Here is a 24,246-nt window from a genome sequence, read left to right as displayed (position 1 = left end):
CTAAATATAGAAATAATTGAAAAACGTCATTATATTTATTATTAGTTTTCTATTATTTAAATTTTATTAAAGTTTGTATATTGAGCCTTTAATTTTAACTTCTGAGTTTATTTTATTATCTATTTTTCTTGTTATTCTAAATAATTTAACTTTATTGTCATCAGGGTTTACTTTTATACTATTCCTATAAAGAAATATTAAGTTCTCTTTACAACCAAATATTTTATACTTTTCAAATTTAAAATCTTCTCGACAAATATCATTGTATTTATTTCTCATACTTCTTAATAAATCTTCACTTATGTCCCCAAAACAATGTAAAGATAGAGTTATACCATCTATAATTTTCTTAATATATGAAGTTAAGTTTTTATTATTTTCTTTTTTAAACTTTAAAACCAAATCTATTCCAATTTTTGATATTGATTCACTATTATAATTATCCTCTGGATGTATTTTTGTTTTTTTCATAAATTCCAAAGGATGTGTTTTAGTAGTTAATTTATCTAACGATATATCAAAATTAATTAATCTATTTCTTTCAAATAAGCAATCAGTATCAGCTTTTGAAACCAATTTATATGTATAATTATAATTTCTATCGTCAATTGATGATTCATTATGATAAAATACCAAACCATCTCTAGCTAAATTTTTAAAGTAACTAGTTCCTATGTTATAAATCAAAATATTTTCTACGTCAAAAAAAGTCAGATCATTTGTTTTTAATTCGGAGAATAATATTTTCTTAGAAGCATTTTGATAATCAATAGATTTTAAATTTCTTCTTATTTCATTTTTAACATTTGAATTGTTATTATATTTAACTCTTTCATCTGTAGACTTATTATATATAATAATATCATTATTCATTTTAACTCTCCCTTTAATAATAAAATAATACATTTCAATTATATCATTCAATATTAAAAAAATGCAGTGGTATTCATTCTCGTATTAATATAAAATTATCATTGTAATAAATAGCTTTCTATATATTTTTGAAAGTTTTAAGAGAAAAAAACTTCTTTTTCAAAATATTATCATTTTATCTCAACTTGATATTCCAAGATATATTCCTTTATTTTTTTATTCTGATTTTAAATTTCAACTAATATGTTTTCTCTTTTATTGTTTTCTTCTCTGAATTCCGCAAAAAATTCAGAGAATTTTATAATGAAAAATCGAGTGTAGTTTTAGATTTTGAAAAAGAAGAATCTGAAGGTACTAAAAAGTTTTTTTCACTTATTGGCCCTTTTTTGGCTACATTAAAAAGAGGTGGGGTTTTATTAATAGATGAGTTAGATACAAGTATTCATCCTTTATTATTAGATAAAATTATAGATCTTTTTAATTCAGAATATAATAAAAAAAATGCTCAATTAATTTTTTCTACTCATAACACAAGAATTTTAAAAAATCAAACTTTGAACAAAGATAATATATGGTTCGCTACAAAAAATAAATATGGAGCGTCAGAGCTTTTTTCATTATTAGAAATCAAGAATGTTAGAAGATCTGGTAACTTTGAAAATGAATACTTATCTGGAAGATATGGGGCTATACCTTATATTAATGATATTTTAGACAGAGTTGATGTTGATGGCTAAAAGAAAAAAGTTATTAAAAAATTACAGTTCTTTTGATAATAAATCTAATCTTTCTAAATTAAATTCATATACTAATTTTTATCAGTTTTTTGATTTAATTGACAAAGAAAAACGATGATTTTAAAATCATCGTTTTTTATTTTTTCTATATTTTTCAAATTTTCAGAAAAAACCATTTCTTATAATACTTTATTTATAAATATTAGCTGTATATTTTTTGATAATTTTTAAATTTCAATATCATTTAAAAATTTAAACCAATTAGAGCACCTATTATAGCACCAATAATCGCAAAAATTATACTGCCATTTTTTCCAAAACCACCTTTACTAATTATTCCAGCTATACCAATGCCTTTTCCTACAAAAAAACCAATAAATATTCCAACTATTGACCCAATAATACCAAAAATAATATTTTTACCTAAAAAAAACATTAAAAATGTCAAAATTATTATTATTAAAAAGCTAATTATAAGTACAAATTTTCTCATATACATCACCCTTTTGGATTATTCAAATAATTTTTTAACTTCCTTTTTGTACCTATTAAATGATGTTTTTGCAAACGTTTTTAGTTCTTGATAAAAATCTAATCCTTATCACCCTCTTTTGTTTAATTTTTTGTTTCATTACTCGCTTGTTTTTTTACATTATTTTTAAAGTCACCAAATTAATACATTATATAATCATCTAATTATAGAAATAATTGAAACATTGATTTATAATAAATTTTATCAAATTATAATTTTATATGAAAATAGCTCCTGTGTTTTATACAGGAGCTATATATTTATAATTCACTCATAACTTTATTCATTCTTGTCATCATGGATGTTTTATTTTCTATACATTCTGGACAAAATTTAATTTTATATGATCCTTTATTTGACCTTACATTTTTTTGAAGCCTTGTAGTAAAATAAAATTCTTTTTTGCCTTTTTCGAGATCTTCTGAATTTTTTTCAAAAAAACCTAAATCTACGTGTTTACAATTAAAATCATGTACCTCGATTTCTTTTTCATCATTCTTGAACACCATCACAAAACCTTCTGGTTTTTTTTGAGTAAACCTTTGATAAGATATTCTGTTTTGGATTTTTTTCATACATAGATCCCCCTTATTGTTGTATTTGAACGGATTAACCGTTTTTTATAATCTATATATGCTTCCCCTGTCATAATTATTATATATAATTTTGTTTAAAAAAATGTTAATTTTTTATTCTTTAGTTTTTTGAAGTTTTTTAATTAATTTTTCACTTATCAATTCGGCTTGTTCATAATTTTCATTTGCCTTTTCAAAATCTTTATTTTTTATGTTATTTTCAGCCTTTTTAGATGCATCATGAAGTTTTTCATGTAATTCTATAATCTCTTTCCAATTTTGATCTTCTATATTTTTTTCAATTATTTGCAAAAATATACCAAATTTACATTTTTTAGAATCATTTTCAATATTCATAAAATTTTTATTTTCTATTGCTAAATTTAAATTTTGAACCCATTTTTGATGTGCTTGTATAGCTATTTCAGTTTGTTCTTGAACAAAATTTTTTTCAGCTATATTATATTCTTTAAAAACATCTAAAAGTTTTTGTTTTGTTTCTGTAAGTTCTGGCAATACTTGTTCCAAAGTATTGGTAAGTTCTTTTTCATCTTTTGACAAAAATGATATATTTTGCATTTCGGAAGATATATCTTCTATTATGTTTCTTATATTATTCATTGCCGAAGACATTTCTTCGGTTGTAGCACTTTGTTCTTCTGAAGATGAAGTCAACGATTCTATCATTTTATGCACTTGAGATACATCTTGTGTTATTTCATCAAACATTTTTGAAATCTCAAAAGAATATTTATAAGTATCATTTATATTATTAACTGTCTTTTTTACAGACTTTTCAGCTTCATTGCTTGTGTTTTGAACTTTTTGTATTATTTGAGCTATTTCTTGCGTTGCCTTTTTACTATCATCTGCTAATTTTCTTATTTCATCAGCAACTACGGCAAATCCTTTTCCTGCTTCTCCCGCACGAGCAGCTTCTATTGCAGCATTTAAAGCTAAAAGATTTGTTTGTTCAGTTATCGAATTTATTGTATCTAATATTCTTGAAACATCTGATATATTCTCAGTTAATTCACTCATTATTTTAAAAGTATTTTCAGATTGATTTGATGAATCTTTTGATATTTTAGTTATATTTTCTATTTTTTGTTTTCCAATTTTTGATTTATCTAAAAGATTGTCAGAACTTTCTCTTATTTTTTCAGACGAATTTGCAATATCTTGTGAAGACACTGCTATTTCTTCTGAACCAGCATTTACTTCTTCTGTTGAAGAAACTGTATCATCTATTTTATTTTGTGTTTCATTTATAAAATCATCTAATTTTTCTGTCAATTGTATTATTTTATCAGTTATTCTTTGTATTTTAGATGAGTTAACACTTAAAACTTGAGTTGTATAAAATATTGATTTTAATGTTCCAAGTATTTTTTGTCTTATTATTTCTAATTCACCAATACCTGGATTTTTTTTTGATTTTTCATCACATAAAGTTTCGTTTAAATTTCCATCTTTTAATCTTTTTATTTTTAATTGTATGGGTTCTGATTTTACTTTTAAAAAATTCATTTTTTACCCCCTCTATGTATTTTATTATATTATAATTTATTTTTTTTAATTTTAAATTAAAAAAGCTGCACTTCAAAGATGTTGAAGTACAGCAAAAATAATTTTGAGTTATACTTTTATGCCCTCGATAAATATTCACCATTTGATGTATCTATTACTATTTTGTCTCCTATGTTAACAAACAATGGAACATTAACCTCTGCACCTGTATTCAATTTTGCAGGCTTTAAAGGATTTCCTGTTGAATCACCTTTTTCACCTGGTTCTGTATATTCAACAATCAGTGTAACATTTTTAGGCAATGAAAAAGATACAGGTCTTTCTTCATAGAAAGATACAAAAACTGTTCCTTCTTCTGCAAGAAAGTTTACTATATCTCCAAGATCATCTATATGAACTTCTATTTGTTCATATGTTTCATTATCCATAAGTGCATAATAATCTCCATTTTTATATATATAATTCATTTCTCTTTGGTCTAAAACTACATCTTCTAACTTTTCTCCACCTTTCATGGATGTGTCTACAGTTGAACCATTTTCAATATTTTTCATTTTTAATGTAACTGTAGCTTCATTTCTTCCAGACCAGTTATATTTATACTTTTGTATAGTATGAAGCTGTCCATTGTATTTTATAACATATCCTGGTTTTAATTCTGATGCAAAAATCACTTATATCACTCCATTTCTTAATATTTTCAAGATTATTTTACTATATTATCTCAAGTTTTTGTATTAAATTTTCTTGAAGACTTGATGTTATTTGAAAATAATTTTTTAATTTCTTAAATGTTTTTTGTAAAGAATTGTAATTTTTATCTATATTTTTATATTCTTGAATTATACTTTGTTTTATTTTATAATCATTTAAATACTTTATCATTAAAGAATAAGAATTATAAAGATATTCTTCTTCAAAAAAACTTTTAATAAAGTGTAAAAAAGCTTCAACTTTTAAATGATGTATTTGATTTTTTTGTTTATAAGCTTCCCAAAAAAATGGTATTCCAGAATTCAAAGCAAGTTGAAGAGAGTCTTCTCCTCTTATCCAATTATATTTAGCACCATAAATATAATTATCAAATATTCTTTGAGGAGATATATCCATATTTTTTATATTTTCTTTTTTTATTTTTTTCCCCCAAAGGGTTATGGGATCATTTAAAAAATTGACTTTTTCTGGGGTATACATATAAACATTATGATACCCTTTTATTTTTGAAGTAAAGAAACTATAGTTTAATATACCCGCAGTTTCTTTGTATAAACCTGGAACAAGAAAAGTATTTTTTATGTTCAAACCATGATGATATGACATCGTGTTATTTGAATTAATTGCCCACTTCTCTGGAGTAAAATAATCAATAGTTACACATATTTTTGAATATTTATTTATTATTTTTATATAATCTTCATTTGGGAAATACTGAAACATAAATACTATTTTTTCTGAACTTCTATAATTTGTTATATCTTTAATTTCTAAAATTTCAAAGTCTATTTCATCGTTTATATCATAAAATATTTTTTTATAATCCGTTATTACTCTTACTTTTTGTTGATATGTTTTTTGAAGTGCAGAAGCTAATCTTATAGTATATCCAGCATCACCATAATTGTCTATTACCGTAACGAATATATCTATCATTTTTATCACCATTATAATATATCATTTTTATTCTAATTTATTATGAATTTGTTTTTAAAAAGTTTATATATTCAAAAGTAGAATATTTCCAATGATTTATTTTTATATTTAATTCATTTTTTATCTTTTCATTTGAAAGAACTGATATAATAGGCCTTTTAGCTATCAATTTGAAATCTTTTTGATAAACTCTTTCTAATTTATTATTTCTTTGTAAGTATTTCAATATATATTTTATCCATAAATATCTTGAACATATTCCATCTCCAGATATATGATATATACCTACACTATCTTTTTCTAAAAGTTTTAAAGTTGGAATCAATAAGTCTTTAACATTAGTCGGAGATGATATCTCATCTATGGTACCTTTTATAATTTCATTATTTTCAGTATTTTTTATTATTTTTTTTATAAAATTATTCTCTTTTTCTCCATATAACCATGAAGTTCTCAATATTAGATAATTTTTTAATTTTCTTTGTATGTTTTTTTCTCCCAATAGTTTACTATAGCCATAATAATTTATTGGATTAGTTTCATCTTTTTCAGTATAATTTATTTTTTTACCGTTAAAAACATAGTCTGTAGAAAAATGAATTAATTTTATATTATATTCTTTACATATTTCAATCAAATTTTCTGGATTATTAACTTCTAAAGTATATTGTTTTTTTATTTCTGCATTTTCAACATCTGTATATGCCGCAGTATTCAATATATGTGTGATTTTATTTTTTTCTATAAATTCTTTCATTTGATAATAATTTGTTATATCAAAATCTTTTTTATTTGTTTTATAGTTTATAAGTTTAATTTTTGAAAATTCTTTTCCAAGTTGCCCATCAGATCCAGTTAAAAGAATTTTCATCTTAAGTATCCCCAATGTTTATCTTTATGACTCAATATCAATTGTTCTTCTTTTATATTAAATTCTTTTAAATTCCAATATTCAAATATTTTTGGATCTTTCCATATAAATCCATCTTCATCATTAGAATTAAAATATTCATCAGTTTTATAATATACAATAGTTTCATCTTTAAGAGTTAAAAATCCATGTGCTATTCCTTTTGGAATGTATAATGTATAATTTTTATCTAATTTTATAGATAAAGCTTTTAAATAAGTTTCTGAATTTTTTCTGAGATCTAATATAACATCTATTATTTGACCATTTAAACATCTTATTAATTTTGCTTGCGGTTTTTTTATTTGATAATGCATTCCTCTCAAAGTATATTTATTTGAAAAAGAATAATTTTCTTGAACAAAATTAGTTTTCAAAAATTCATAATCATTTTTTCTATATATTTCTGAAAAATATCCCCTTTTATCTTCATATAATTTATTTTTTATTTGATAAACATTTTTTATTTCAAGTTCTCTAATATCCATAATCTACCTCCATTATCCAGTATATTATACCCTAAAAAAAAGATTCATATGATATATATCATATGAATCTTTTTTATTATTGTTTTTTTTCTTTTTTTATATTTTTGTATGCGATATTTAGAGATATTCCAAGGCCACCAAATAATATAATTCCAGCAAAAAGCATGAAAAGAATAGATCCTAAACTCATTTTAATCAACCTCCAATTCAAAGTTTTTTTCTATATCTTCTTTTAGAGATTCTTCAATTTTTTCTTTTTTATAAAACTCTTTTGGATTTTTGGCTTTTAACATACTGAATATAAGTGCAATTAAAGGAGTTAAAACAAATGCCATAAATCCAATTATAAGAGACCATGTTGGATAATTTTCATAAGGATTTTTTATCTCATCTATAAGTCCATTTACAAAAATTATACTTAATACTATTGGAATTATATATTTTATAGCTATATTAAACCATTTTCCTATTTTTATTTCTGATACTTCATTTATATAATCTCTAATATTTTCAGCACCCATAACCCATCCAAATATTATAGTTTCAAATATTCCTACCATTAAAAGAGCATAAGTTCCAAGAAAGTGATCAAAAATATCAAGCCAGAATATTCCACCCTGAGTAGAAAAAAATAATCCCATTATAAAACCTATTCCCATGAAAATACCTAAAAATTTTTTCTTTTTAAAATTAAATTTATCAGAAAAAGATGATTCAATAGCCTCAACAAGTGAAAAAACAGAATCTATACCAAGGGTTAAAAGCATCACAAAAAATAAAAACCCAAATATTGCTTGAACAACTATTCCACCAGGCAATAGAGCAATAGCTTGTGGATAAGTCACAAAGGCAAGACCTATCCCTCCTGTAACTACTTCTGGAACTTTTACAGATAAAACATTTGCCATATATCCAAGAACCGAAAAAACTGCTATTGCAGCTAAAAAAGATGTTGCAGAATTACCCAAAGCTGTTATTATTGCATTATTAGCTATATCTTGTTTCTTTTTATTAAAAGAGCCATAAGCTATCATTATTCCAAAAGCAACACTTAAAGAATAAAAAATTTGTCCAAACCCTTCAGCCCAAACACTGGGAGAACTCAATTTTTCAAGAGATGGATTGAAGAGATAATCTAATCCTGTTGAAGCCCCTTCTAATGTGAATCCTCTTATTCCCAATATTATTAAAAGAATTATAGGCAAAGGAACTGTCCATAAAACAACTTTTCCAACACTTTCTGTTCCCTTTCTTAATACTATATAAACAAATAACCAAGTTATTGCAAGTCCTATAGCAACAGGTATAACTATATTTCCTATTTCTCCAGGTCCAGAACTTCTTTGAAGAAATTCAAGAAAGAATGTTTCTGGGTTTTCTTTCCATGAAACATTAAATGAAAAAATAAGATAATTAAATATCCATCCCATAATAACACTATAATAAAATGTTACAAGAGAAGAAGTTACTATTCCCCACCAACCTATAAACTCAACTTTTTTATTAATTTTTGCCATTGCTTTAGGTGCACTTGATTGCAAACTTTGACCAACAGCAAATTCCGCCATTAAAAGAGGTATTCCTGCTACAAATAAAGCTATAAAATAAGGTATATAAAATGCTCCACCTCCATTTGTATAAGCCTTATATGGAAATCTCCACGCATTACCAAGCCCAGCAGCAGATCCAACAGCCGCAAGAATAAAAGCCCATCGAGAGCCCCATCTTTGTCTTTTCACAAAAATCCCTCCTTTTAAATTAAATTAGGTATATTATAATATAATCAGATTTTATTGTCAAATAAACATAATTAAAGCCAAAAATCTTTATTTTTCTTGAATTTTCTTTCATTTGCTGTATATACATGTGAAAAAAATTTCTTTTATTTTTTGATTTTTTATTGAATTATATTATAATTGTTTTATACATCAGAATTTTTTTTCAAATATACTAATATTTTGAGGATTTAACTTTTTTTAATAGAATAATTAATTGAGTATAATTTTATTTTGGGAGGAATATCATGAAAAAAATATTTATATTTATTTTTATATTAATATTATCTATTTCAATTTTTTCAAAAAGATATTATATTGGGTTTGAAGAAAACGAAGATTTAATAGTTCAACTATATGTAGAAAAACCAGATGGTCCTTGGATTGGCAATTCTTCTGTATATTTTGAAATAATTGATGGATTTGATCAATATACAAATTGGTTTGGAGCTGATGGAAAAGTATATAATTATTATATAGAAATCATAAATAAAACTTTGCAAACTGTTCAAATAGATTGGGATAGTTCTACTTTTACAGATTCTTTTGGAAATCAAGTAAGACCTATAACTTTTAGACCTGTTTCTTTTTCGCCTTTTGAAGTTCAAGATAGAGCTGTAATTTTTTCTGGTGGTAAGATTAAGATGCCTTTTGTTCCAATAACAGATCTATCTCTAAATAAAGATATTCTAATAAACAATAGAAATTTTGTAAAAGATACTGAAGCTAAATTTAAACTTGAGCCTCTAAAATTATCTCAAAATTCAATGATTTTTGATTTGAGTTATACTGTAGCTGGTAAGAGAAATAATCTAACAGTATCAAGTAGCATAAATGAAGATACTAAAAGAAAAATAAATAATTATAGATTCCCATTAACAATATTTGGTGGATATTCTATGATTGGGTTTAATAACAAAGAAGAGTATTCTTATAATTATGAAAAAGGACAAGGATTTGAGGTTGCTGTGAATATTAATAATATTCTTGATTCTCAGTTTGGAATTGGATTAGATGGATTTTTTTACAAATATAGCTTTAGAGAAAAAAATACTCTTGGAACCGTTGAAGATGTTTCACAATATGCAAATGATATCTCTTTTTCATTATATGGTATATATCATATTAACCCTTCATTGTCTTTAGAATTTGGTACTGGAACTTATACATCTGCTTTACAAGAAGGTTTTAATTTTAATGATCTTGGTATTCATATTGGAACTTCAATAAACTTTTTAAGAAATTCATACATAGCTTTAAGATATTTTGGGCTCATAAATAAAGTTAACATATTATCATTTTCAATAGGTTATAACTTTTAACCATACCCCTTTTCGTAACATGTATATTAGAAAAACTCCGGAATAAATTATTCCGGAGTTTTTTATTTCCAAATTTCTGGCTCAACATTTAAAATAATATTATATTCTTTTCTTACTTTTTCTTTTATATAATCTATCAGACTCATAACATCTTTAAAAGTTGCATTTCCTCTATTAATTATAAATCCAGCATGTTTTTCTGAAATTTCAGCATCTCCAATTCTATAACCTTTTAAACCCATTTTTTCTATTGTAGTACCCACATAAAAATCTTCTTTAGGTCTTTTAAAAATACTCCCAGCAGATGGATATTCAAGGGGTTGTCTTTCCCATCTTTTCTCAGATAATTGCTTTATTTTATTTATTATAAAGTCTTTTTCTTTGATTTCGAGTTTTAATATTGTACTTAATGCTATTTTATTAGAATTTTGTAATATGCTTCTTCTATAAGAAAAATTCATATTTTCATTGTTAATTTTTTTTATTTTTAAATCATTTAAATCTATAATTTCAACTTCAGAAATCACTTGTTTAATTTCACCATCATATGCACCGGCATTCATAAATATTGCTCCACCAAGTGTACCTGGTATACCACTTGAAAATTCCATTCCAGATAAATTATTTTCTGCAAGTTGATATACTAAATTGCTTAAATATATACCAGTTTCAGCATACACTTCAACCTTTTTATATTCTTCATTATTTCTTTCTTTAAGTATATAATTTAAAACATCTTCATTTTTTATATTGATTTTGTTTAAATATTTAGTAGATAAGATCAAAAAATCTAAGTTTTCATCTTTAATTATTAAATTTGCTCCTCCACCAATAATTTTAAAATTAATATTATTTTCTTTTAATACTTTTAAAGTATTTATAAAAATTTCTTTAGTCTTAGGAAATATCATATATGGAGTTTTACCACCCAATCTAAAATATGTATGATTTTTTAAAGGTTCGTCTTTTTTTATATCACATCCATTTATATATAAATATTTTATTATATTATTCATATTTTATATTCACCTTCTTTTTTATATTTAATATATTATACATTGAAATAGAAAAAGAGGAAAGTTAATAATAACTTTCCCCCTTTTATCATTAATTCAATTTAAATTTTTTTATTAATTGTTTTAAATTTGCAGAAAGACCAGAAAGTTCTTCTGAACTTGCCCCTATTTCTTGAGCAACCTGTGCTTGTTGTTCTATAGCAGTATCTATTTCAGTTATTTGTTTGTTTATATCATTTACAGTTCTTGTAATATTATCCATAGACGCACTCATTTGTTCTGCCGCAGCACTCTGTTCCTCTGAACTTGAAGAAAGATTTTCAGTTGAAGTTGTCATAGTTTCAACTTTAGATAAGATAATCCCAAACTGTTCCAAAACATCTTTCATTTCAATATTTATATCTTTTATCACATCTACAGTTTCCAAAGTAGCGTCATTAACATCTTTTGTATCATTTTGAACATTTTCAAGTATATCAGCTATTTCTTCTGTTGCTTTTTTACTTTCTTCAGCAAGTTTTCTGATTTCATCTGCTACAACAGCAAATCCTTTTCCTGCTTCTCCAGCACGAGCTGCTTCTATTGCAGCGTTTAAAGCAAGCAAATTTGTCTGTTCAGTAATATTTTCTATAGAACTAACTATTTCTCCTATATTTTTTGCATTTGAAGATAATTTTTCTACTATTTTTTCTGTGTTTGTTGATTTTTCAACGGCTTTTTTTATAGTATTTCCCATTTCATTTATAGAATATGAGCCTTTTTGTGCCGCTTGTGTCGTTTCTGAAGCAGACTTTGCAAGATCTTGCGCTGTTTCTGATATTAAAACAGAACTTGAAGCCACTTCTTGTACTCCAGAACTGATTTGTTCAACACTTTCAGCTGAATTTTGTGTTCCCTCTTTTATAATTCCCATTTGAGAACTCAATTCTTCAAGAGTTGCACTGGATTCTTCAGCTGAGGCGGATAAAGAATCTGCAGAAGAATTAACATCTTCAGAAGATCCGTCTATATTTGTTATTATTTTGTTCAATGCTTTCGCCATTCTATCAAGATTTGTTGTTATATGAGAAATCTCATCTTTACCATTCGATTCAAAACTTACAGTCAAATCACCTTTAGAAAATTGTTCAATACTTTCATTAAGATTTTTTACTCTTATGCTTATATTCCTACCTATAAAATATATTATTATAAATATTAAAACTATTCCACCTATTAATAAAAGACTTTGTTGTATAAGTATACCCATTGCTTTTTGTTGTATATATCCTATATATACTCCAGTTCCATACCATAAACCCAAATCATTAAATTCTCGAACATAAGATATTTTTGGTTCTATAGTCTCGGTTTCATAATTTTCCCAATAATATTTATAAAAACCTTTTCCTTCATTTTTAGCTATATTTGCCATATCTTGAACTATATAGGCACCTTTTACATCTTTAGTCTTAGAAAGATCGTCTCCAACCTTTTTATCTGCAAAAGGTATCATAACTTTTGCATTATAATCATAACCAAAAATATATCCACCTTCTGAAAATTTCATATTGTATATACTTTCTCTTATGAGTTCTAAAGCTTCTTCTTTGGAAATTTCACCATTTTGATAATTTTTATAAGTATTCTCCATAAACCCATAAGTATAGTCAACTATATCGCTTATTTGTTTCTCTCTTTCGAGAAGAATAGAATTATAGTTGGAATAGTATCCCTGTATTAAAATTATAATTCCAAAAATCAATATAGATAAAACAGTGGGAATTAAAAACTTCATAGACAATTTTTTCATTTTATCAACCCCTCAAATATTAAATAATCAACTGTAATATTATTATACTATTAATTTTAGTTAAATTCAAGTGAATCTATGTTAATTTTTTTAATTTCTTCAATAACTCCCATTGATTTTTATAAGTTTCAGGATCTACTCCTTTATATTTTTTTATCAATTCAGAAACTCTTGAAGAGCAGAAAGATCCTTGACATTTACCCATCCCTGCCCTTGTACGCCTTTTAACAGAATCAAGTGTTTTTACCTCTATATTTCTTGTAAGCGCATCAACTATTTCTTCTTGATAAACTCTTTCGCATCTACAAATTATCTTTTTTGGTCCTTCTTCGTTCAATAATTTTTTTACTTCTTCATCGCTTAACTCTTTTTGTATTATTATAGGTTTTCTATATTTACTAAATTTTTCTTTTTTTATTAGATCTAATCCTATTTTTGATAATATATTTTTTATTTCAATAGCTATTGCTGGAGATGATGTCAATCCGGGTGATTCTATTCCAGAAACATTTATAAAGTTCTTAATTCTACTTTCTTCTATTATAAAATCCTTTTTATCAGAAGACGCCCTCAATCCAGAATAGGTTCTTATAGCTTTTTTCATATTTAAATCCGGATATGACATTTTTGCAGTTTTAATAATATTTTTTAATGTTTCTATATCTGTTGATATATCTTCTCTATCATCAGTTTCTTCAGAATTCGGTCCTATCATAAGATTTCCATGATATGTTGAAGTAACAAGTACACCTTTTCCTTTTTTTGTTGGAACTTGAAATATAACATTATTAAACTTTTTACCTGTTCCCTTTTCAAATATTATATATTGACCCTTTTTAGGTATTATTTTAAAATTATTTGCATTCACCATTTTAGCTATTTTATCTGAATTTATTCCAGCAGCATTTATAATATATTTTGTTCTTATCATTTCATCATTAAAATATATTTCAAAATACTGTTTTTCTTTTTTTATATCTTTTACTTGAGAATTTAAATAAAGTTCGACTCCATTTTCAACAGCATTTTCTGCAAGAGCTATTGTAAATTCATATGGTGAAGTTATTCCAACATCTTCTGAATACAATGCATATTTCACTTTTGGATTTATATTGGGTTCTATATTTAATATCTGTTTTCGCTCTATTATTTTAATATTTTCTACATTGTTTTTTAAACCATTTTCATAAAGTTCCTTTATTTTTTGCAAATCATCTTCTTCAAAACCTATTACTAAGCCACCAGTTTTTCTATATCCAAAATTTAATTCTTGATTTAATTTTTCATACATTTTATTTCCAAGAACATTAAATTTACTCTTGAGTGTACCATGTTTTGCAGCATAACCGCCATGTACTATTCCCGAATTAGCTTTAGATGCACCATTACTAACATCATAACTTTTTTCTATCAAACTTATTTTTAAATCATATTTTGATAATTCTCTTGCAATATTGCAACCAACTACCCCTGCACCAATTATGGAAATATCATACATTCAATCACCTTCATTTCATATATTTTCTAACTCTTTTTCTAAGTTCATATCATATTTATAATGAATAGATTTTATTCCATATTCAAGAGCTGCTTCAACATTTTTTAATGTATCATCTATAAATACAGTTTCTTCTTTATTTAAATCAAAATTTTTGATGATATAATCATATATTTCATAATCTGGTTTTAACTTGTTTATATAACAAGATATGGCACGTTTTTTAAATACTTTAAAAAATTCATACTTTTTTTCCACTATTTCAAAAGCTTTTTTATGAAAATTTGATAATAATAATAATTCATTTTTTTCATCAAGTTTTTCTAATATTTTTATATTTTTTTCAATCGGTATCAAATAATCTATCCAAATATTTTCTATTTCAGTAATCTCTTTTTTCAATTTTGGATTTTCATTTCTAAATTTTTCAAATGCATAATCAGATTCTATAGTTCCTCTATCCAATTCTTTCCATTCTTTAGATTCAAATATAATTTATCTTAATTTTTTTCTATCATTTACAGGATAATTTTCGAGTATATTCTCTGGATTGAATTTTAAAAGCACATTACCTATATCAAATATTATGTTCATGATATCAACTCCATTTTTTTATTTTATATAGTGATAAACTATAATATTATAATGATAACATATAATATTTATTTTGAAATAAAAATTATATCTAATGGTATTAAAATGTTTATATTAATCTGTTATTATCTTAAAAGGTTAAAACGAGGAGGTATGTGATGAATTTAAAACTTACTGATAAATTTTTTAAGTTTTCAGCAGGCAATTTTTTGTCTGTAATACCTCATTTTTTCTTTTTTAAAAATAAATATTATTTATATTAAATCGGGATATTTTTCCCGATTTTTTGTTATCAATTTTTTAAGCTAATTTTACCCATATTATGATAAAATATTTTGAAGTGGAGGTGTTTTTATGGGAAAACTATTTGTAGCTGATCATCCTTTGATAAAACACAAAGTGTCTATCATGAGAAATAAAGAAACAGGTCCTAAAGAATTCAGAGAACTGTTGAATGAAATTACACTTCTATTGACTTATGAAGCCGCAAGAGGATTACCTACTTCTGAAATTGATGTAGATACTCCTATAATAAGAACAAAAGGTGAAATGGTTGATGATAAAAAAGTCACCATAGTTCCCATATTAAGAGCCGGTCTTGGAATGCTTGATGGAGTTCTTTCATTGGTTCCAAATGCTGGAGTTGGATTTTTGGGTGTTTTCAGAGATCCAGAAAGTTTAAAAGCTGTAGAATATTATGTCAAATTCCCACAACTCACTGATAATCATCAAATATTTGTTTTAGATCCTATGCTCGCTACAGGTCATTCTATGAATTATGCTCTTGATGTTGTTAAATCAAAAGGTGGTAAAAATATAACTGTTATGTGTTTATTAGCAGCACCTGAAGGTATTAAGGTTGTTCAAGACGCCCATCCAGATGTTGATATATTTATCGCTGAAGTAGATGAAAAACTCAATGATCATGCATATATAATTCCTGGATTAGGCGATGCTGGCGATAGGCTATATAGAACAAAATAATAACTTTTATATTCAAGGGTGCTATGCACCCTTTTTTTATTTGGAGGAATTTTAATGTCTGAACTTTTAAAGCATTCTTTTTTCTTTGCATTTGCAACTATGTTGAGTAGATTTTTAGGTCTCTTTAGAGATGCCGCTTTTGCTCATTATTTTGGAAGAAGTGGAGAATATGATGCCTATTTAATAGCTATACTTTTACCTTTTTACTTAAGGCGTATCTTTGCTGAAGGTGCCCTTTCATCAGCATTTATACCTTTATTTACAAGAAAAAAAGGTGATGAAGCCCAAAAATTTTTTAGTACAACTTTCTGGGCAACTTTGATAGCAACTGTAATTCTTTATATACCAATTTTGTTATTTTCTGATGGAATTGCTTATATAATGGGAACTGGGCTTTCAGATTCTTTATTAACTTTAACTTCCAATTTGATGAAAATAACTTATCCATTTATAATTTTTATATCCTTATGGGCAGTAATTTCAGGTGTTTTAAATACTAAAAATATATTTTTTATTCCTGCAATAGCTCCAGCATTGACAAATATATTAACTATAATATTTATATTTACTTCTTCTTACTTTTTTCCAAAAATTTTAGGCCCAACTATCGGTTTTACAATAGGTGGATTAGCTCAATTTTTATTTGTATGGTGTTTTCTTAAAAAAACAGGTTTTAAAATAACTTTTGATTTTGAAAAAAAATATATTAATGAAATTTTAAATCTCTTTGGTCCAGCACTGTTAGGAGTTGCAATCTCTACTTTTAATACTGTAATAGATACAAATATTGCCACTTGGACGGGAAAAGGTGGAGTTTCTACAATACAATATGCCTTAAGACTTTATCAACTGCCACTTGGAATATTTGGAGTCTCTATTGCCAATGCATTGCTACCCAAACTATCTTATGCTCGAGAAATGAAGAATGAGAATGATTATTCAAAATATTTGAGAGAAAGTGTTATATTAATATTGTTTTTTTCCATTCCATCTACTTTTGGATTGATATTTTTAAGTAATCAAATCATATCTTTAATATATGAACATGGAAATTTCACATCAGCAGATACTTTTATAACAGCAAAAACTTTAGTATTTTATTCAATAGGATTACCATTTTATTCTTTACATGGAATTTTTGTCAGAACTTATCATTCTGATTTAAATACTAAAGCTCCAACATTAATTTCATCTATAATGCTTGGAATTAATATTATTTTGGATATTTTATTGGCCATTAAATTTGGAATATATGGTATAGCTCTTGCAACTTCAATATCTGGTATAGTTGGAATGTTTTTATCTTCTTACAGATCTTTTAAATATTTTAAAATCGAAGATTTAATAGAAATTTTAAAAATAATAATAGCCTCTTTAATAATGAGTTTATCATTGATATATTCTACTTTGATATTCAATTCTAATTTTGGTACAATAATACAAATTTTTATAGGTATTTTTGTGTTTTTTATATCTTGTACATTTTTAAAAGTCAAATATTTAAATAAAGCTTTAAAAATAATCAAATTAAAAAAATAGTCAGAATTATCTGACTATTTTTTTAATTCTTCCAGTACTTGACCTTCTATATTCTGTAATGTTATGATCTTCCTTTTCTGCAAAATCTTGATTACAGATTTTATAACTACAATTCTGGGGTATTTGGATAATGCAATCCTTACTGGATCAAGACCGGCATCTTTTTCAATGCAATCTTTTATCATGGTAAAACACCTCTTTTTTGCAGTATTTTGAACATTTTATTATTTTTTCATTTTTACAAAAAAAAGTATTGACAAAAGCAATTTCTTATGATAGAATTATTTACGGATTTAGGGCTCGTAGCTCAGATTGGTTAGAGCCCCCGGCTCATAACCGGGTGGTCGATGGTTCGAGTCCATCCGAGCCCACCATAACGTTGAAACTTTTTGTTTCAACGTTTTTATTTAGGGTGTTGACAAAATCCAAAACTTATGATAGAATTATTTACGTGTTTAGGGCTCGTAGCTCAGATTGGTTAGAGCCCCCGGCTCATAACCGGGTGGTCGATGGTTCGAGTCCATCCGAGCCCACCATAACGTTGAAACTTTTTGTTTCAACGTTTTTTGTTTTTACACCCATATTATTGTATAATATTTAAATGTTTTTGTCAAGTTTTATTAACATTTCTTTATATTAAAAAAATCCGACTCATTATGAGTCGGATTTAATTATGCTCTTGTAACTTTTCCTGCTTTTAAACATGAAGTACATACATTTATTTTTTTAACTGATCCATCTTTAAGAACAGCTTTAACTTTATGTACGTTTGGTTTCCACCATCTTCTTGTTGTTGATTTTGAATGAGCTACTTTATTACCAGCTTTAGGTTCTTTTCCACAAATATCACATCTTTTAGCCATTTCAGTGCTCCTCCTCTCCATATATTAAATTTTTCCATTATATTCCTTATATATTATACAATAAGATTTAATGGGTTATCAATTTCTTTACTTTATTTTTAATAAAAATTAATCTCAAGCATTTTATTCTTCTTTTTCACTTTCATCCATCATAGCTTCTTCCATTTCAAAAGCCATAGGTTTTGAAAGTGGGAATGGTATTATATCTTTTATTGTTTGAGTATTTGTCATAAACATGGCAAATCTATCTATACCTATTCCGAGACCTCCTGTAGGAGGCATACCGTACTCAAGAGCCCTTACAAAGTCTAAATCCATCAATTGTGCCTCTTCATCTCCAAGATCTTTCAAATCTGCTTGTGCTTTAAATCTTGAATATTGATCTGCAGCATCATTTAATTCAGAAAATGCATTTGCAAGTTCCGTACCATTTACTATAAGTTCAAATCTTTCTGTAAGTCTTGGATCTTCTCTATGTCTTTTTGCAAGAGGTGAAATTTCTACAGGATGATTCATTATAAATGTTGGCTGAACTAACTTATCTTCTACTAAATCCCAAAGTTCATCTATATATTTACCTCTTTCTTTTATTTCCACGTTTATATCTTTAGATTTTAAATAATTGTCCATAGTCTCTATTGAATCTTCTAATATGTCTACACCAAGATGTTCTTTTATAAATTCTCTCATATCTATTCTTTTGAATGGAGGTTTAAAATCTATTTCTAATTCTCCATATTTAATCTTTGTAGTACCATGTATTTTTTCTGCAACGTACGCTAATAAATTTTCTGTCAATTCCATAATATCGTTATAATCAGCATAAGCTTGATATAATTCTATCGTTGTAAATTCTGGATTATGTTTATAATCTACTCCTTCATTTCTAAAAATTCTTCCAAGTTCATATACTCTTTCCATTCCGCCAACAACAAGTCTTTTCAGATGAAGTTCAGTGGCAATTCTAAGATACATAGGTATATCATATACATTTAAATGTGTTATGAATGGTCTTGCATTTGCACCACCCATTATATTTTGAAGTATAGGAGTTTCAACTTCAAAAAAATCTCTTTCATTTAAATATTCTCTTATATATCTAACAACAAGAGATCTATTTCTAAAAGTTTCTATAACTTTATCATTAGATATCATATCTACATATCTTTGTCTATATCTTATTTCTTTATCTTTTAATCCATGCCATTTTTCTGGCATAGGCCTAACTGATTTGGTCAACAATTCAAAATCAGTTGCTAAAACAGTTAATTCTCCAGTTCTCGTTTTAAAAGGAAATCCTTTCACTCCAATCCAATCACCTGGATTTATATACTTTTTGAAAAATTCATATTTTTCGTCTCCAAGTTTATCTTTTCTTATATATATTTGAAGTCTTCCTGTATCATCTTTTATATGTAAGAAAGCTGATTTACCATGACTTCTTAAAGTCATTACTCTTCCAGCATATTTAAAAACTTCTTCTTCTAAAAGATTCCCAGCTTCTATTTTTTCATCATATTTTTCTTTTATCTCAGAAGCCGACATTTCCTTTTCAAATTTATATGGATAAGGATTTATTCCTGAATTTCTAATTTCATCTATCATCTGCAATCTCTGCTTTTTTAGATCACTCATCTTACACCTCCGATTACTGTAATGTTTATAGATTTATATCTTTTATTTCTATTTTTTTTATCTGACCTTTTATTGTTTTTATGCTTATTATTTCACCTTTTTTCTTACCTAAAACAGCCTTACCTATCAAAGAATCAGAAGATAATTTGTTTTCAGATAAATCTGCTTCTTGTGGTGTAACGAGCATAAATTCTCTTTCTTTTTTTAATTTAAAATCATATATTTTTAATTTTGTACCTAGTCTAACTTCATCACTCGTAGCTGTTTCAATTATTATTTCAGCATGATCAAGTATATAATCTATTTCTTTTATCCTTGAATCTATTTTACCCTGTTCATTTTTAGCTTCTTCATATTCACTATTTTCAGAAAGATCTCCAAGTTCTCTTGCATCTTTTATTCTATCAGCAATTTCACCCATTAGTTTTACTTTTAAAACATCTCTTTCTTTTTTTAACCTATCATAACCTTCTTTGGTAAGTTGATAAATTTCTTCGGCCATCTATAATACCTCCCCAGTATCATAAGGAATTTTTATTCATTTAAAGATATCACAGTTTTTTTAATTAATATTTTTTTTTATTAAATTTAGTATAAATTTTTATTAGTTATTTTTTAAGTTCTTTATTTCATTTAAAAAACTATCTAAATCTCTAAATTCTTTGTAAACAGAAGCAAATCTGACATAAGAAACCTGATCTATTTTTTTAAGTCTTTCCATAACTTTATCACCTATATCTGTTGTAAAGATTTCACTTTTTCCACTTCTTCTTATTAGATTTTCTATTTCTTCTACTATTTCTTCTATATCTTCTGAAGAAACAGGTCTTTTTTCACAGGCTTTAATTATACCATCTTTTAGTTTCTCCCTATCAAATAATTCCCTTTTTCCATCTTTTTTGACTACCCTTATCTTACTCTCTTCATACCTTTCATAAGTCGTAAATCTTCCTTCACATTTCAAACATTCTCTTCTCCTTCTGACAGAGTTACCACTTCCAACAGGTCTTGAATCAAGTACTTTTGTTTCTTCATTATCACAAAAAGGGCATTTCATTTTTTTTCACCCTCCTCTTCAAGATTTTGTTCATCCTGTAATTGTTTAGATATTCCTTTTATCTTTTTTATTCTGCTATAAAGAGTAGATTTTTTCATATTTAAAGCTTCAGCCATTTCTTTTAAACTGTCTTCAGTATTTTCAAGTCTGTACAAAGCTATTTTTTTAAGATTATCATCTAAAGAGTCTATTCCTATAGTTGAACATATATAATTTATATCATCTATTTGTTTCGAAGAACTCTCAGCTGTTTTAGATGCATTTGCACTTAAAAAGTTTATAGTACGACTAACATTCCCTTTTATTCCTCTTATCCTCATTATATCCAAAAGTTTTTTAGATGATTCTTGAGCATCCATAGCTTCCAAAATATTCAATATATCTCCAGAAGATTTTATATAAAACTTTATTTTATTATTTTTATGTATATAATTACTTTTAACCCCCAAAAGAATTTTAAAATTATCTATCAAATCTTTAACAAATTCTTCTGATATATCAAGATAAAACTCCATATGATATGAAGATTTCAATGAAATTGAACCAGTTGTAAGAAACATTCCTTTTAAAAAAACTCCAAATTTAACTGGATCTTCTTTCAATACTTTCGGAAGAGTATCTTTATATAAATTTATTCCTTGCGAAGATAAAACTTTATCTACAAAGTTTAAATCTAATAAAATTTCTCCCGTTCTTCCAAGGTTTAATCTTCTCTCTATTTTAACATATGCGCTGATAAATTCTCCAAAAAGTTGTTTACAAAGCTTATAAACTCTTTTCATAGAGCTTATAGAACTAACCGTTATTTTTATAAATTTTTTATGTCCATCTAAAACAAAATCACCCTTCCCTTTTATAGCCCCAAAAAGTTCTATTTCGGGATAAAGAAAGGATGTGTTCACTAAAGACATTTTTACTTCCTCTGAAAAAGTAGCCATTTTTAATCACCAATTATAATTTCTTTTAATATTTTAGAGATTTTCGTTGAATCATGTCTAATTATAGGTTTTTCTTTATTGATAAAATAAATCAAATCACTTTGTATAATTCTGTCATCATAAAAATCTATTTTAACATTATCAACACCTTGTTTTTTATATCTATTATATACAAAATCAGGAATACTTCCATCATTTGCTATTATATAATCGAGTTTTGAATCCAAATAATTTTCAATTATATCAACATGTTTTTTTAAATCATAGTCTATTGTTTCGCCCAATTGAGTCATTATATTTGATATATATATCTTTTTAGCATTTGATTCGTTTATTGCTTCTTTTATTCCTTTTACAAGAATATTAGTCACAACACTTGTATAAAGACTTCCAGGGCCTAATATTATAGCATCAGCTTCTTTCAAGGCCGTTTTACTTTGTTCATAAGCTTCATTGTTACCATCAATCCATACTCTTTTTATTGGTTTATTCTTATTAACAATATTAGTTTCACCAAATTCAATTCCACCATCATCAAATTCAGCTGCAATGGTTATCAATTCTGTAGAAGAAGGGTAGACTTTTCCTCTGGTGTTTAAAAATTCTGATAAATTTTTTATAGCCATTGGAAAATTGTTATTGTTTAATCTTGTAAGGGCTAATAATATGATATTCCCTAAATTATGATTATCCAAAAAGCCTTCTTTAAATCTATAATTTAAAAGATCAGTCAAGAGAGATTCCTTTTCAGCTAATGCTACTATATTATTTCTTATATCGCCTGGTGGAAGAATTTCAAAATCATTTCGTATTATACCAGAACTTCCTCCATCATCTGTAACTGCTACTACCGATATTATAGAAAATTCTTTTTCCCATTTTAATCCTCTAAGCAATTGATTTAATCCTGTTCCTCCGCCAATAACCACTATATTCTTCATAAAAAATCATTCCTTATCAATATCTCTATGTTGCAATATAACATCAAAACCTCTTTTTTTCATCTCATCATAAATTCTTTGAGCTACATATACAGATCTGTGTTTTCCACCAGTACATCCAACACAAAAATAAGCTTCAACTCTACCAGATTCTGTATATTCTTTCATTATTATTTCTATAGCTTCTTCGAGAATTTGAACTGTTTTATGTGTTTGTTCAAACTCTTCTAAATATATTCTTACTTTTTCATCAAGTCCAGTTAGTTTATACATATCAGTAAAATAATAAGGGTTTGGTAAGTATCTAACATCATATATATAATCAGAATATTCTGGTATACCATGTTTAAATCCAAAACTCATTATATTCATTTTTAGAGTTCTTTTTCCTTCATTTATTCTCATAAGAAAATTTTTTCTAAATTCATATGGTTCCGTATTCGAAGTATCCATTATTATATCAGATATATTCTTTATTTCATTCAATAATTTTCTTTCTTTTTCAATTGCTTCTAAAACTGGTGTCCCAAGCGGATGACTTCTCCTTGATTTTCTAAACCTATTCATAAGAGTTTGATTATCTGCTTCAAGAAAAACTTTTTTTATCTCCATATTTTCTGGGGCATTATTTTCTATACTCAAAAATGAATTAACTAGTTCTTGAGGATTTTTCCACCTCAAATCACTTACAAGAGCTAACTTCCTAACATTTGAAGTTCTTATAACATCTAAAAAAGAATTTATAAGATGAGGAGGTACATTATCAACAGTATAATAATTCTCATCTTCTAAAGTTTTTAATAAAAAGGTCTTTCCTGCTCCAGAAAGACCGGTTATTATAAATATTCTCGGTTTTGTGTCCATTAAACATCTCCACCTCTAATATTGATCAAATATTTTTTGGGTATTCGGATTTTATGGTGGAAAAGGGCCTATAAGTTACTCTTTTCCAATTTCTTAATAAGTGTGGAAAAATCTACACCATAGTTGCCTGTTT

The 24,246-nt window shown here is 26.0% G+C and carries 27 protein-coding genes and 2 tRNA genes; 7 read left to right on the top strand and 22 right to left on the bottom strand.

Annotated elements, in window-relative coordinates; translation table 11 throughout:
• Positions 1 to 66 precede the first annotated feature (66 nt).
• The gene (locus tag C7380_RS02815) at positions 67 to 873 is read right to left on the bottom strand and encodes a hypothetical protein (RefSeq protein ID WP_109603971.1); all 807 of its coding nucleotides are present in this window, start codon (positions 871 to 873) and stop codon (positions 67 to 69) included.
• Positions 874 to 1,130: 257 nt separating this feature from the next.
• On the opposite strand from C7380_RS02815, the gene C7380_RS02810 reads away from it, so the two are divergent.
• On the top strand, positions 1,131 to 1,610 hold the full coding sequence (locus C7380_RS02810) for an AAA family ATPase (protein WP_109603970.1): 480 nt from the start codon (positions 1,131 to 1,133) through the stop codon (positions 1,608 to 1,610).
• Positions 1,603 to 1,728, top strand: a complete 126-nt coding sequence (locus tag C7380_RS13735; RefSeq protein WP_306765949.1) for a hypothetical protein — start codon at positions 1,603 to 1,605, stop codon at positions 1,726 to 1,728. The genes C7380_RS02810 and C7380_RS13735 overlap by 8 nt, the downstream gene beginning before the upstream one ends.
• Before the next feature lie 126 nt (positions 1,729 to 1,854).
• Here C7380_RS13735 and C7380_RS02805 read toward each other — a convergent pair whose 3' ends face one another.
• From C7380_RS02805 to C7380_RS02765, 9 genes are all read right to left on the bottom strand, one after another.
• Positions 1,855 to 2,103, bottom strand: coding sequence for a GlsB/YeaQ/YmgE family stress response membrane protein (locus C7380_RS02805; RefSeq protein WP_109603969.1), 249 nt, complete (start codon positions 2,101 to 2,103; stop codon positions 1,855 to 1,857).
• Positions 2,104 to 2,402: 299 nt separating this feature from the next.
• Positions 2,403 to 2,717: a hypothetical protein gene (locus tag C7380_RS02800; RefSeq protein ID WP_109603968.1), complete on the bottom strand. Its 315-nt coding sequence runs from the start codon at positions 2,715 to 2,717 to the stop codon at positions 2,403 to 2,405.
• Positions 2,718 to 2,831: 114 nt separating this feature from the next.
• Complete coding sequence (locus tag C7380_RS02795; RefSeq protein ID WP_109603967.1) at positions 2,832 to 4,247, bottom strand: methyl-accepting chemotaxis protein; 1,416 nt, start codon at positions 4,245 to 4,247, stop codon at positions 2,832 to 2,834.
• Between the two features lie 116 nt (positions 4,248 to 4,363).
• Positions 4,364 to 4,921 (bottom strand): elongation factor P, encoded by a 558-nt coding sequence (gene efp / locus C7380_RS02790; protein WP_109603966.1) that lies wholly within the window; start codon positions 4,919 to 4,921, stop codon positions 4,364 to 4,366.
• 40 nt (positions 4,922 to 4,961) lie between these two features.
• On the bottom strand, positions 4,962 to 5,897 hold the full coding sequence (gene earP, locus C7380_RS02785) for an elongation factor P maturation arginine rhamnosyltransferase EarP (protein ID WP_158274760.1): 936 nt from the start codon (positions 5,895 to 5,897) through the stop codon (positions 4,962 to 4,964).
• Positions 5,898 to 5,937: 40 nt separating this feature from the next.
• Positions 5,938 to 6,768 (bottom strand): dTDP-4-dehydrorhamnose reductase, encoded by an 831-nt coding sequence (gene rfbD, locus C7380_RS02780; protein WP_109603964.1) that lies wholly within the window; start codon positions 6,766 to 6,768, stop codon positions 5,938 to 5,940.
• The gene (gene rfbC / locus C7380_RS02775) at positions 6,765 to 7,295 is read right to left on the bottom strand and encodes a dTDP-4-dehydrorhamnose 3,5-epimerase (RefSeq protein ID WP_109603963.1); all 531 of its coding nucleotides are present in this window, start codon (positions 7,293 to 7,295) and stop codon (positions 6,765 to 6,767) included. Before rfbC ends, rfbD begins: the two co-directional genes overlap by 4 nt.
• Positions 7,296 to 7,371: 76 nt before the next feature.
• Positions 7,372 to 7,485, bottom strand: coding sequence for a MetS family NSS transporter small subunit (locus tag C7380_RS02770; RefSeq protein WP_109603962.1), 114 nt, complete (start codon positions 7,483 to 7,485; stop codon positions 7,372 to 7,374).
• A 1-nt stretch (position 7,486) separates the two neighbouring features.
• Complete coding sequence (locus tag C7380_RS02765) at positions 7,487 to 9,034, bottom strand: sodium-dependent transporter (RefSeq protein ID WP_109603961.1); 1,548 nt, start codon at positions 9,032 to 9,034, stop codon at positions 7,487 to 7,489.
• A gap of 284 nt (positions 9,035 to 9,318) precedes the next feature.
• Here C7380_RS02765 and C7380_RS02760 point away from each other — a divergent pair, with 284 nt between their 5' ends.
• Entirely contained in the window at positions 9,319 to 10,392 is a 1,074-nt protein-coding gene (locus C7380_RS02760) for a hypothetical protein (RefSeq protein WP_109603960.1), read from the top strand.
• A 62-nt stretch (positions 10,393 to 10,454) separates the two neighbouring features.
• Here C7380_RS02760 and murB read toward each other — a convergent pair whose 3' ends face one another.
• The 4 genes from murB to C7380_RS02740 all read right to left on the bottom strand — a co-directional run bounded on the left by murB (position 10,455) and on the right by C7380_RS02740 (position 15,163).
• Entirely contained in the window at positions 10,455 to 11,408 is a 954-nt protein-coding gene (murB, locus tag C7380_RS02755) for a UDP-N-acetylmuramate dehydrogenase (RefSeq protein WP_109603959.1), read from the bottom strand.
• 91 nt (positions 11,409 to 11,499) lie between these two features.
• Positions 11,500 to 13,200: a methyl-accepting chemotaxis protein gene (locus tag C7380_RS02750; RefSeq protein WP_109603958.1), complete on the bottom strand. Its 1,701-nt coding sequence runs from the start codon at positions 13,198 to 13,200 to the stop codon at positions 11,500 to 11,502.
• 76 nt (positions 13,201 to 13,276) lie between these two features.
• On the bottom strand, positions 13,277 to 14,698 hold the full coding sequence (locus C7380_RS02745; protein WP_109603957.1) for an NAD(P)/FAD-dependent oxidoreductase: 1,422 nt from the start codon (positions 14,696 to 14,698) through the stop codon (positions 13,277 to 13,279).
• A gap of 15 nt (positions 14,699 to 14,713) precedes the next feature.
• Positions 14,714 to 15,163, bottom strand: coding sequence for an HAD-IA family hydrolase (locus C7380_RS02740; RefSeq protein WP_158274759.1), 450 nt, complete (start codon positions 15,161 to 15,163; stop codon positions 14,714 to 14,716).
• A 483-nt stretch (positions 15,164 to 15,646) separates the two neighbouring features.
• Between C7380_RS02740 and upp the strand changes: the two genes are divergently transcribed.
• Together upp and murJ are read left to right on the top strand one after the other, a co-directional pair.
• Complete coding sequence (upp, locus tag C7380_RS02735) at positions 15,647 to 16,276, top strand: uracil phosphoribosyltransferase (protein WP_109603955.1); 630 nt, start codon at positions 15,647 to 15,649, stop codon at positions 16,274 to 16,276.
• 54 nt (positions 16,277 to 16,330) lie between these two features.
• The gene (gene murJ / locus C7380_RS02730) at positions 16,331 to 17,815 is read left to right on the top strand and encodes a murein biosynthesis integral membrane protein MurJ (RefSeq protein ID WP_109603954.1); all 1,485 of its coding nucleotides are present in this window, start codon (positions 16,331 to 16,333) and stop codon (positions 17,813 to 17,815) included.
• 14 nt (positions 17,816 to 17,829) lie between these two features.
• Here murJ and C7380_RS13595 read toward each other — a convergent pair whose 3' ends face one another.
• Entirely contained in the window at positions 17,830 to 18,000 is a 171-nt protein-coding gene (locus tag C7380_RS13595) for a hypothetical protein (RefSeq protein WP_170110813.1), read from the bottom strand.
• Positions 18,001 to 18,111: 111 nt separating this feature from the next.
• Between C7380_RS13595 and C7380_RS02725 the strand changes: the two genes are divergently transcribed.
• Both C7380_RS02725 and C7380_RS02720 read left to right on the top strand, forming a co-directional pair.
• Positions 18,112 to 18,189 (top strand) — tRNA-Ile (locus C7380_RS02725).
• 84 nt (positions 18,190 to 18,273) lie between these two features.
• Positions 18,274 to 18,351: transfer RNA gene (locus C7380_RS02720), tRNA-Ile, on the top strand.
• Between the two features lie 135 nt (positions 18,352 to 18,486).
• Here the strand turns inward: C7380_RS02720 and rpmB are convergent.
• From rpmB to rapZ, 7 genes are all read right to left on the bottom strand, one after another.
• Positions 18,487 to 18,678, bottom strand: coding sequence for a 50S ribosomal protein L28 (gene rpmB, locus C7380_RS02715; RefSeq protein WP_109603953.1), 192 nt, complete (start codon positions 18,676 to 18,678; stop codon positions 18,487 to 18,489).
• Positions 18,679 to 18,801: 123 nt separating this feature from the next.
• The gene (gene lysS / locus C7380_RS02710; RefSeq protein WP_109603952.1) at positions 18,802 to 20,313 is read right to left on the bottom strand and encodes a lysine--tRNA ligase; all 1,512 of its coding nucleotides are present in this window, start codon (positions 20,311 to 20,313) and stop codon (positions 18,802 to 18,804) included.
• Positions 20,314 to 20,338: 25 nt separating this feature from the next.
• On the bottom strand, positions 20,339 to 20,815 hold the full coding sequence (gene greA, locus C7380_RS02705) for a transcription elongation factor GreA (RefSeq protein ID WP_109603951.1): 477 nt from the start codon (positions 20,813 to 20,815) through the stop codon (positions 20,339 to 20,341).
• Positions 20,816 to 20,917: 102 nt separating this feature from the next.
• Positions 20,918 to 21,370, bottom strand: coding sequence for a transcriptional regulator NrdR (nrdR, locus tag C7380_RS02700; protein ID WP_109603950.1), 453 nt, complete (start codon positions 21,368 to 21,370; stop codon positions 20,918 to 20,920).
• Positions 21,367 to 22,308 (bottom strand): DNA-binding protein WhiA, encoded by a 942-nt coding sequence (gene whiA / locus C7380_RS02695; protein ID WP_109603949.1) that lies wholly within the window; start codon positions 22,306 to 22,308, stop codon positions 21,367 to 21,369. The genes nrdR and whiA overlap by 4 nt, the downstream gene beginning before the upstream one ends.
• Positions 22,309 to 22,310: 2 nt before the next feature.
• Positions 22,311 to 23,249 (bottom strand): gluconeogenesis factor YvcK family protein, encoded by a 939-nt coding sequence (locus C7380_RS02690; protein WP_109603948.1) that lies wholly within the window; start codon positions 23,247 to 23,249, stop codon positions 22,311 to 22,313.
• Positions 23,250 to 23,255: 6 nt separating this feature from the next.
• The gene (gene rapZ / locus C7380_RS02685; RefSeq protein ID WP_109603947.1) at positions 23,256 to 24,113 is read right to left on the bottom strand and encodes an RNase adapter RapZ; all 858 of its coding nucleotides are present in this window, start codon (positions 24,111 to 24,113) and stop codon (positions 23,256 to 23,258) included.
• Positions 24,114 to 24,246 lie beyond the last annotated feature (133 nt).

Origin of the sequence: Oceanotoga teriensis (genome assembly GCF_003148465.1) — a bacterium.
Lineage (GTDB): Bacteria > Thermotogota > Thermotogae > Petrotogales > Petrotogaceae > Oceanotoga > Oceanotoga teriensis.
This window is presented reverse-complemented; position numbering and strand designations above follow the sequence as displayed.

What these genes read in the sequence shown, in the direction of transcription:
- nrdR (WP_109603950.1), bottom strand. Translation starts at nt 21,370, where the DNA reads ATGAAATGCCCTTTTTGTGATAATGAAGAAACAAAAGTACTTGATTCA.
- C7380_RS02770 (WP_109603962.1), bottom strand. Translation starts at nt 7,485, where the DNA reads ATGAGTTTAGGATCTATTCTTTTCATGCTTTTTGCTGGAATTATATTA.
- whiA (WP_109603949.1), bottom strand. Translation starts at nt 22,308, where the DNA reads ATGGCTACTTTTTCAGAGGAAGTAAAAATGTCTTTAGTGAACACATCC.
- C7380_RS13595 (WP_170110813.1), bottom strand. Translation starts at nt 18,000, where the DNA reads ATGATAAAAGATTGCATTGAAAAAGATGCCGGTCTTGATCCAGTAAGG.
- lysS (WP_109603952.1), bottom strand. Translation starts at nt 20,313, where the DNA reads ATGAGTGATCTAAAAAAGCAGAGATTGCAGATGATAGATGAAATTAGA.
- C7380_RS02805 (WP_109603969.1), bottom strand. Translation starts at nt 2,103, where the DNA reads ATGAGAAAATTTGTACTTATAATTAGCTTTTTAATAATAATAATTTTG.
- C7380_RS02745 (WP_109603957.1), bottom strand. Translation starts at nt 14,698, where the DNA reads ATGTATGATATTTCCATAATTGGTGCAGGGGTAGTTGGTTGCAATATT.
- C7380_RS02795 (WP_109603967.1), bottom strand. Translation starts at nt 4,247, where the DNA reads ATGAATTTTTTAAAAGTAAAATCAGAACCCATACAATTAAAAATAAAA.
- C7380_RS02690 (WP_109603948.1), bottom strand. Translation starts at nt 23,249, where the DNA reads ATGAAGAATATAGTGGTTATTGGCGGAGGAACAGGATTAAATCAATTG.
- rapZ (WP_109603947.1), bottom strand. Translation starts at nt 24,113, where the DNA reads ATGGACACAAAACCGAGAATATTTATAATAACCGGTCTTTCTGGAGCA.
- C7380_RS02760 (WP_109603960.1), top strand. Translation starts at nt 9,319, where the DNA reads ATGAAAAAAATATTTATATTTATTTTTATATTAATATTATCTATTTCA.
- murB (WP_109603959.1), bottom strand. Translation starts at nt 11,408, where the DNA reads ATGAATAATATAATAAAATATTTATATATAAATGGATGTGATATAAAA.
- C7380_RS13735 (WP_306765949.1), top strand. Translation starts at nt 1,603, where the DNA reads ATGGCTAAAAGAAAAAAGTTATTAAAAAATTACAGTTCTTTTGATAAT.
- rfbD (WP_109603964.1), bottom strand. Translation starts at nt 6,768, where the DNA reads ATGAAAATTCTTTTAACTGGATCTGATGGGCAACTTGGAAAAGAATTT.
- rfbC (WP_109603963.1), bottom strand. Translation starts at nt 7,295, where the DNA reads ATGGATATTAGAGAACTTGAAATAAAAAATGTTTATCAAATAAAAAAT.
- C7380_RS02800 (WP_109603968.1), bottom strand. Translation starts at nt 2,717, where the DNA reads ATGAAAAAAATCCAAAACAGAATATCTTATCAAAGGTTTACTCAAAAA.
- rpmB (WP_109603953.1), bottom strand. Translation starts at nt 18,678, where the DNA reads ATGGCTAAAAGATGTGATATTTGTGGAAAAGAACCTAAAGCTGGTAAT.
- C7380_RS02750 (WP_109603958.1), bottom strand. Translation starts at nt 13,200, where the DNA reads ATGAAAAAATTGTCTATGAAGTTTTTAATTCCCACTGTTTTATCTATA.
- C7380_RS02815 (WP_109603971.1), bottom strand. Translation starts at nt 873, where the DNA reads ATGAATAATGATATTATTATATATAATAAGTCTACAGATGAAAGAGTT.
- murJ (WP_109603954.1), top strand. Translation starts at nt 16,331, where the DNA reads ATGTCTGAACTTTTAAAGCATTCTTTTTTCTTTGCATTTGCAACTATG.
- upp (WP_109603955.1), top strand. Translation starts at nt 15,647, where the DNA reads ATGGGAAAACTATTTGTAGCTGATCATCCTTTGATAAAACACAAAGTG.
- greA (WP_109603951.1), bottom strand. Translation starts at nt 20,815, where the DNA reads ATGGCCGAAGAAATTTATCAACTTACCAAAGAAGGTTATGATAGGTTA.
- earP (WP_158274760.1), bottom strand. Translation starts at nt 5,897, where the DNA reads ATGATAGATATATTCGTTACGGTAATAGACAATTATGGTGATGCTGGA.